8 protein-coding genes are annotated in these 7,239 nt (G+C 49.3%); 4 read left to right on the forward strand and 4 right to left on the reverse strand.

The window, feature by feature from the left end; genetic code table 11:
* Positions 1-306: 306 nt before the first annotated feature.
* The gene (locus ACLD4K_RS19820) at positions 307-1,272 is read left to right on the forward strand and encodes an Rpn family recombination-promoting nuclease/putative transposase (protein ID WP_411012379.1); all 966 of its coding nucleotides are present in this window, start codon (positions 307-309) and stop codon (positions 1,270-1,272) included.
* A gap of 180 nt (positions 1,273-1,452) precedes the next feature.
* The gene (locus ACLD4K_RS19825) at positions 1,453-2,823 is read left to right on the forward strand and encodes an NAD-dependent succinate-semialdehyde dehydrogenase (RefSeq protein ID WP_411012380.1); all 1,371 of its coding nucleotides are present in this window, start codon (positions 1,453-1,455) and stop codon (positions 2,821-2,823) included.
* Positions 2,824-2,918: 95 nt separating this feature from the next.
* Here the strand turns inward: ACLD4K_RS19825 and ACLD4K_RS19830 are convergent, their stop codons facing one another.
* Complete coding sequence (locus ACLD4K_RS19830) at positions 2,919-3,062, reverse strand: hypothetical protein (RefSeq protein WP_010989318.1); 144 nt, start codon at positions 3,060-3,062, stop codon at positions 2,919-2,921.
* On the opposite strand from ACLD4K_RS19830, the gene yjiS reads away from it, so the two are divergent.
* Positions 3,029-3,193, forward strand: coding sequence for a DUF1127 domain-containing protein YjiS (yjiS, locus tag ACLD4K_RS19835; RefSeq protein WP_000397917.1), 165 nt, complete (start codon positions 3,029-3,031; stop codon positions 3,191-3,193). The two genes, ACLD4K_RS19830 and yjiS, sit on opposite strands and share 34 nt — an antisense overlap.
* A gap of 76 nt (positions 3,194-3,269) precedes the next feature.
* On the opposite strand, the gene ACLD4K_RS19840 is transcribed toward yjiS, so the two are convergent.
* Positions 3,270-4,190 (reverse strand): DUF5655 domain-containing protein, encoded by a 921-nt coding sequence (locus ACLD4K_RS19840; RefSeq protein WP_076734670.1) that lies wholly within the window; start codon positions 4,188-4,190, stop codon positions 3,270-3,272.
* A 135-nt stretch (positions 4,191-4,325) separates the two neighbouring features.
* Between ACLD4K_RS19840 and ACLD4K_RS19845 the strand changes: the two genes are divergently transcribed.
* Entirely contained in the window at positions 4,326-6,179 is a 1,854-nt protein-coding gene (locus ACLD4K_RS19845) for a DUF262 domain-containing protein (protein WP_411012381.1), read from the forward strand.
* Positions 6,180-6,223: 44 nt separating this feature from the next.
* Here the strand turns inward: ACLD4K_RS19845 and symE are convergent, their stop codons facing one another.
* Both symE and ACLD4K_RS19855 read right to left on the reverse strand, forming a co-directional pair.
* Positions 6,224-6,544, reverse strand: a complete 321-nt coding sequence (symE, locus tag ACLD4K_RS19850) for an endoribonuclease SymE (protein ID WP_411012382.1) — start codon at positions 6,542-6,544, stop codon at positions 6,224-6,226.
* A 350-nt stretch (positions 6,545-6,894) separates the two neighbouring features.
* Positions 6,895-7,239, reverse strand: a 345-nt coding sequence (locus ACLD4K_RS19855; protein ID WP_411012383.1) for a restriction endonuclease subunit S, incomplete at its 5' end; no start/stop codon positions are given.

Genomic DNA, 7,239 nt, shown 5'->3' on the forward strand with positions numbered 1-7,239 from the left:
AGAACGTGTGGCGATTACAGATAACAATCAGCACATCACACCTCGGGAAATTTACGTTGCACGGAAAATATACACATTAAGTGTAATTAAATTTTGATGTTAATCAAAAGAGTTTGTCTGGTTAATAAAGATAAAGGCAGGGCGCGCAGACTGGCATTTTGCGTGTTCAGTTCCGAAAATGCATATGCATTACAGATAACAGGATTTATCTTCCGTCGCGCCTCGCAATGCTGAAAAGGTACGGATGAGAAAGGAATTTTCAGGAGGTAGAGTCGCAGCATCCTGGTTAGGGGGTGACGGAGCGCCATGAAAAAATCGACGACCTCAACACCGCATGATGCGGTGTTTAAAACCTTTTTGCGCCACCCGGAAACCGCACGCGATTTTATGGAGATTCATCTGCCGGTGTCGTTACGCCAGCTTTGCGACCTGCGGACGCTAAAGCTGGAGCCCGGCAGTTTTATTGAAAAAAATCTGCGAGCCTATTATTCCGATGTGCTTTGGTCGCTGAAAACGCGCGAGGGCGACGGTTATATCTATGTCGTGATTGAACATCAGAGCACGCCGGATGCGCATATGGCGTTTCGGCTGATGCGGTATGCGATGGCGGCAATGCAACAGCATCTGGATGCGGGGCATAAGCATCTTCCGCTGGTGGTGCCGATGCTGTTTTATCACGGTGTTGATAGCCCGTATCCTTTTTCGCTGTGCTGGCTGGATGAGTTTGCGAACCCGGAAGTGGCAAGAAGACTCTATGCCGCTGCCTTTCCGCTGGTCGACATTACGGTGGTATCGGATGATGACATTATGCAGCACCGCCGTATTGCGCTGCTGGAGCTCATTCAAAAACATATCCGCCAGCGCGACCTGCTGGGACTGGTTGAACGGATTGCTTCGCTGTTAGTTACTGGTTGCGCTAATGACAGGCAGCTTAAAGCGCTGTTTAATTATCTTATGATTCAGCACGGACATACGCCTCGTTTCACCACGTTTATTCGTGATGTGGTAGGGCATGTCCCGCACACTAAGGAGAGACTGATGACGCTGATAGAGAGGATCCGCGCAGCGGATCGCAGAAAAGGGGAACGGCAAGGAAGACAGGTTGGTCTGGAGGAAGGATTAGCAGAAGGATTAGAAAAAGGGCTGGAAAAAGGTCAGCATGTTGCCGTATTGCGTATCGCCAGACAGATGCTGGCGGACGGACTTGACCGCGAGACTGTCCAGCGGTTCACCGGCCTTACGGCTGAAGAGCTTCAGGATGTTAGCCACTAACGCGGTTCCAGTCTGAATGTTGCAGGCCCGGTGCCCGCCGGGCAACGCTCTCTATAATTATCGCTGATAACCTCACGAATATACCGAACTTTACCGATAGCGCCAGCCATCTCTACTACCCTTATTGTTCTGAGCGGCATTTACGGCTGCCTTAATGACGATAACAAGGAGACATGTGATATGGCTTACCAGACAGTGAATCCTGCCAATAATCAGCTCATTAAAGAGTATCCCCCCCACACGGACGCGGATATTGAAGCCGCGCTGCAAAAAGCTGACGCGCTCTATCACTCCGACTGGTCCAAAGGAGAGATTGACCAACGTCTGCCGGTACTGCATAAGCTGGCTGACTTGATCGACAGCCGTGTTGAAGAACTGGCAAAAATCGCCAGCCAGGAGATGGGCAAGCTCATCGAGCAGAGCCGTGGCGAAGTCAAACTGTGTGCGCAGATCGCTCGCTATTATGCGGATAACGCGAAGCAGTTTCTTGCCCCGGTGCCTTATAAAACCGAGTTTGGCGACGCGTGGGTAGAACATCATCCGATTGGCGTCATCATGGCCGTTGAGCCGTGGAACTTCCCGTACTATCAGTTGATGCGTGTGCTGGCGCCGAACCTGGCCGCTGGTAACCCGGTGCTGGCGAAACATGCCAGCATCGTACCGCACTGCGCCGAGACGTTTGCCCATCTGGTGCGCGAAGCCGGCGCGCCGGAAGGCGCATGGACCAACCTGTTTATTTCCTCCGATCAGGTGGCGAACATCATCGCCGACCCGCGCGTGCAGGGCGCGGCGCTGACCGGATCTGAAAAAGCAGGGAGCGCCGTGGCGGCACAGGCGGCGAAGCACATTAAAAAATCGACGCTGGAACTGGGCGGGAACGATGTGTTCGTCGTGCTGGATGATGCCGATCTTGAGAAAGCGGTGAAAATTGGCGTACAGGCACGGCTCACTAATGCGGGGCAGGTATGTACGGCGGCGAAGCGCTTTATCCTGCATGAGAAAATCGCCGATCAATTCCTCAGCCAGTTCACCGAGGCGTTCAGGAAGGTGAAGGTGGGGGATCAGATGGACGCTTCTACCGAACTGGGGCCGCTGTCGTCGAAAGATGCGCTGGAAACATTGACCAGACAGGTCGAGGAAGCGGTGAAAAATGGCGCGACGCTGCACGTTGGTGGCAAGCCGCTGGAGAGCAAAGGCAACTTCTTTGAGCCGACCATTCTGACCCACATTACGCGTGACAATCCGGCGTACTTTGAAGAGTTCTTCGGCCCGGTGGCGCAGATGTATGTGGTGAAAGGCGATGACGAGGCGGTAAAACTCGCCAACGATTCCCACTACGGCCTGGGCGGCGCGGTGTTTAGTCAGGATATCGAGCGCGCTAAACGCATGGCCTCCCGGATTGAAACCGGGATGGTTTATATCAACTGGCTGACCGACACCGCAGCGGAGCTGCCGTTCGGCGGCGTTAAGCGTTCGGGCTTCGGACGCGAGCTATCGGATCTGGGGATTAAGGAGTTTGTAAACCAGAAGCTGGTAGTGGTGCGCCGCTAATCCCTGTTGCCCCTCTGAAAACGGGAGGGGCCTGGCTTTTTTGCAGCGAAGGACGCGGATCTTAAATCTGAACGAAATAAGCGAACAAAACACCCTCAATCGCCCTCCTTATTTATCCACGTTGCACTAACCGTGCTTTTTATCCCGGTATTGTTTGTACAGACATTCATGATGCCCGCATTTTCTGTTCTATGCGGAGGCTGGTATGGAATTTTACGAGAACCGCCCCAGACAACCATTCATTGGCTTTGTGCAGCTCAGACGGGCGCTAAAAAGGTGGTGGCTGCGTAAGCGGGCCTGTCAGGCGCTGCGACGAATGAGTGACGAGCAGTTAAGGGATATTGGGTTGGAAAGGAAGGATGTGGAATAACAGATAAGAGCCAGTAAAACTGGAAAGGCTGGATAATCTTATCTTAACCTCTCCAGTAGGCGGATATCCGGGAACGCTAATTTTCCTGCCAGGCTTTCTCGATCAGCAGTTTGGCTTTATCCAGATCGTGTTCGTTACGCACAATCAATTCGACGTCGCCGGTTCCCCAGTGGCCAATGTTTGTGACGTCCCGGCTAAATCCTTCTTCAAGCTGGATATGCTGTGGATTAATTTTCAGCCACAGGCGTAGGTGTGGGTCGGTCACGGGATAAACGGCCACGCACAGAAAGTTACGAATGAGGCGGAAGGCGTCATAGAGCTTAAGCTCTTTAAACTGAACCTCATCACTGAGTGACAGCACATAGCTTTTTAGCTGTTCATATAATGAAAGCAGCGCGGGAGAGGCTGAAGAGAGCTGTTCGCGCTGCGTGCGGGTATGGCGTTTACCGCTGCTGACGGAACCGTTCGCGATGATGTGCTGAGGGCTATTTTCGACCACGGCGTTAACCAGTTCCAGCATTAACAGGTCGTCGGCAAAAAGCTTGTAGCGAATCAGGTTGATATTGCGGTTGATTTGCTGAACGGCATGTTCGTCGTATTTATTAAAATCGGCGGCAATACAGATTAACCGTGTGCCGGACCAGTCAATGGCTTTGGCCGCGGTTTTACTTATTTTTTCCATCACCAGCAACTGAAATTCCGCTTTATGATCGAGCAGCCAGTCGAGATAAAACAGCCCCTGGTTAATGACGTTTTCATTGCTGTGGCGCTTATATTCAATAATCACCGGGCAGTTATTTTCGTCGAGGCCGAGGGAATCAATTCGCCCACGATGGGTTTTACCCGTGTGGTATTCGGTCTCGAGAAAGCGGACGCCAAGGAACGTTTCCATATGGGATTCGATCAGCATTTGCAGATCTTTTTCAATGGCTGCGGCTTTGCCCGGCAGTTCTTGTACTTTCCCGCCACCGAGGCGGAAAAGCTGGATATCGCTCATGGATCCCTCCTGAATTTCATATTACCGGGTATGATACTGCACAGAGTAGAATCAGAAAGCATAAAATTGAGTCTGAGGATATGTTATTTGTGGTAATTTATTAATTTGAAAAGAGAAAATGGCAGGAGCGCCAGAATGAGTACGTTTGACACGACGAAAATTGCTTTAAAAGATATCCTGGGGCAGATTACTGATGGACGGGTACAGTTGCCTGATTTCCAGAGAGGATGGGTATGGGATGATGAGCATGTCCGGTCTTTGCTGGTCAGTATTGCCCGTTCTTTTCCCGTTGGTGCGGTTATGCTGCTGGAGACTGGGGGAGAAGTTCGCTTCCAGGTGCGTCCCGTTGAAAATGTAGAATTGCAGAAAACCGAGCCTGAGATGTTGATTCTGGATGGCCAGCAACGTTTAACATCCTTGACTCAAGTCCTGATGCTGGATACGCCCGTTAAGACTTTTAACGAGAAAGGAAAGCAGATAGACCGTTTTTATTATATTGATATTGAGGCCGCTCTGGACAATAGGCTTGATGAAGCTTTTATTTCTGTTGAAAAGTCTAAAAAAGTAACGATGAATTTTGGTCGTGATATAAAAACTTTTGTTAACTCATTTGGGGAAACGGTTGAAATGGATTTTTCTACCGTGCAAAAAGAGTGCGAAGCATTATTTTTCCCTTGTAACCAAATTATCAACTCTGATGCATGGGAAAGTCATTTATATAAGTGTTCACAAGAAAAGTTTTTCACTTATATGCAGTTCCGTGAAAAAATTCTGAATGCCTTTAGGAACTATTTGCTGCCTGTTATTAAATTGGGTAAATCAACTAGCAAAGAGGCCGTTTGCCTGGTGTTTGAAAAGGTTAATACCGGTGGTGTTCCACTATCCGTATTTGAACTGGTGACCGCCAGTTTTGCGGCTGATGGGTTTAATCTTCGGGATGACTGGTTTGGCAGTAATTTGCGTCAAAAATTTGGCCGCCGAAATGTACTGAATAAAGAAGCTATCCTACAGGGCGTAGAGCCGACTGACTTTTTACAGGCTATCAGCATATTGAATACGCTAAAAAAACGGCGTGCCGATCTGGCCGAAGGGAAGACAGGGAAATCAGTTACTGCAGTAAGTGCTAAACGAGTTTCAGTATTAGCGCTTTCTCTTGAAGATTATCATTGCTGGGCCGACGATGTGGAAAAAGGCTTCTTACTTGCCGCTAAATTTCTCCATCATGAATGTTTTATGCACTCATGGGATCTGCCTTATCGTACGCAGCTTGTGCCGCTGGCGGCAGTGTTATCGCAATTACAAGGCAATTGGCTGGAGCCCAAAATTTATGACAAACTGGCGCGCTGGTTCTGGTGTGGCGTATTGGGCGAGCTCTACGGCGGCGCGGTAGAAACGCGTATTGCGAATGATGTGGAAGAGTTATTAAACTGGATTGAGGGGGAAGGTGAAGAGCCCCGGACGATTTATGAAGCCTCATTCCAGCCTGGGCGTTTATTGACGTTACGCTCCCGATTGAGCGCCGCGTATAAAGCGCTAAGCGTGTTGATCCTACGCAATGGTGCTCAAGACTTTTTCTGGAAGTCGACGATCCAAAAGTTAGATTATGGTGAGATTGCACTTGATATTCACCATATTTTCCCAAAGATATGGTGCGAGACTAATAATATTAGTCCAGCAGTGTATAACTCTATCATTAATAAAACATCAATCTCCTATAAGGCCAACCGAATGATTGGTGGGAGATCTCCGGCTGAGTATCTGTCGCAGATCCAGACGCATCCGCAGGTCGGTCTGGAGAATGCCGAGATGGATGCGATCCTACGCAGCCACTTTATTGAGCCTTCGTTGTTACGGCAGGATAGTTTCGAGGCATTTTTTGCCGATCGAAAAAAACAATTGCTGAAATTGATCGAAGCGGCAATGGGGAAAAATATTAGTCAGGATGATGTTGCTGAATTAGAGACAGCAACAGACGAGATTGATGCCTGATACTGCAACCCAGGTACGAATTAAATCGCACCTGGGTTTCCTGCCTATTTAGAAGAAATCACGCGGATAAACGTTTGAACTTGCTTTTGTTTACATACTGACAGCTTGCTTACTTGCCGTAAAGACTCAACCAGCTCAGGCTCTGGTGGTTTCACGGTCAGTACGATACAGCCTTCCATCACTTTGATATCGATTTTGGTGCCGGTGGCAAAACCGGCGGCTTCCAGCCACTGGCCTTTCATGATAATCGCCGGAATATGCTGGTGATCTTCAAAGCGGCTCGCATAACTGACGGTGGCGGCGCGATTATTTGCCGGGGAGACTTCTGGATCGGTGAATTCTGCAATAGAATGGACGGTAGTCATGATGGCTATTCCTTGAAAATAGTGATTGTGATGAGCGATATGGCCGTGTTCCCGCACGGCCATATCGCGCTAAATACCTGTACATAACATCAGTAAATAAAAGAAAAGTCCAGCTGAAAATAGACTGTAATAGGAATATTCAGGAAGGAACTGGATATATTTTTGACGGTTATGATTGCGAAAAATAATATACACAAAATCATTCGAGTTGCATCAAGGCGGCAAGAGAACGAGTCCCCAGGAGCGTATATAAATACGTGACTGGGGTAAGCGAACGCAGCCAACGACGAGGCAGCTTGAAGGATGAAGTGTAAAAAAGCGCACCGGTCAGGCGCGCTTGAAAATAAGCGTCAGGCTTTTTTACGCGAGGTTTTTTTACCGCCGCTGGCGGCGCGTTCGGCCTTAATTTTTTCCAGCAGGGCGGCAGCGCTGTTTTCACCGCTGATAAGACTTGGGTTTTCCGCACGCCACTGGGCGGTCAACTCGCCGCGGAAGGCTTTCGCCAGGATCGACTGGGTGAGGCTGTTGACATGGGTCAGGGCGCTGTTGACCTGCTTTTCGATTGTGTCGGCCCAGGCGAAGAGTTGTTCGACACGGCGGACGATTTCTTGTTGTTCTTTAAGATCTGGAATATCAAATTTCAATGAACGCAGTGTTCTTAGATTTATTCTAGGCCGTGTAATACCCTGTACTTT

The sequence above is a fragment of the Salmonella sp. 741265055_HSA genome (assembly GCF_046569525.1).
In the GTDB taxonomy this organism is placed as follows: Bacteria; Pseudomonadota; Gammaproteobacteria; order Enterobacterales; family Enterobacteriaceae; genus Salmonella; species Salmonella enterica.

Bases quoted from the DNA above. Each gene is read 5' to 3' on its own strand.
- symE (WP_411012382.1), bottom strand. From the start codon at position 6,544: ATGACTACCGTCCATTCTATTGCAGAATTCACCGATCCAGAAGTCTCC.
- ACLD4K_RS19825 (WP_411012380.1), top strand. From the start codon at position 1,453: ATGGCTTACCAGACAGTGAATCCTGCCAATAATCAGCTCATTAAAGAG.
- yjiS (WP_000397917.1), top strand. From the start codon at position 3,029: ATGGAATTTTACGAGAACCGCCCCAGACAACCATTCATTGGCTTTGTG.
- ACLD4K_RS19820 (WP_411012379.1), top strand. From the start codon at position 307: ATGAAAAAATCGACGACCTCAACACCGCATGATGCGGTGTTTAAAACC.
- ACLD4K_RS19845 (WP_411012381.1), top strand. From the start codon at position 4,326: ATGAGTACGTTTGACACGACGAAAATTGCTTTAAAAGATATCCTGGGG.
- ACLD4K_RS19840 (WP_076734670.1), bottom strand. From the start codon at position 4,190: ATGAGCGATATCCAGCTTTTCCGCCTCGGTGGCGGGAAAGTACAAGAA.
- ACLD4K_RS19830 (WP_010989318.1), bottom strand. From the start codon at position 3,062: ATGGTTGTCTGGGGCGGTTCTCGTAAAATTCCATACCAGCCTCCGCAT.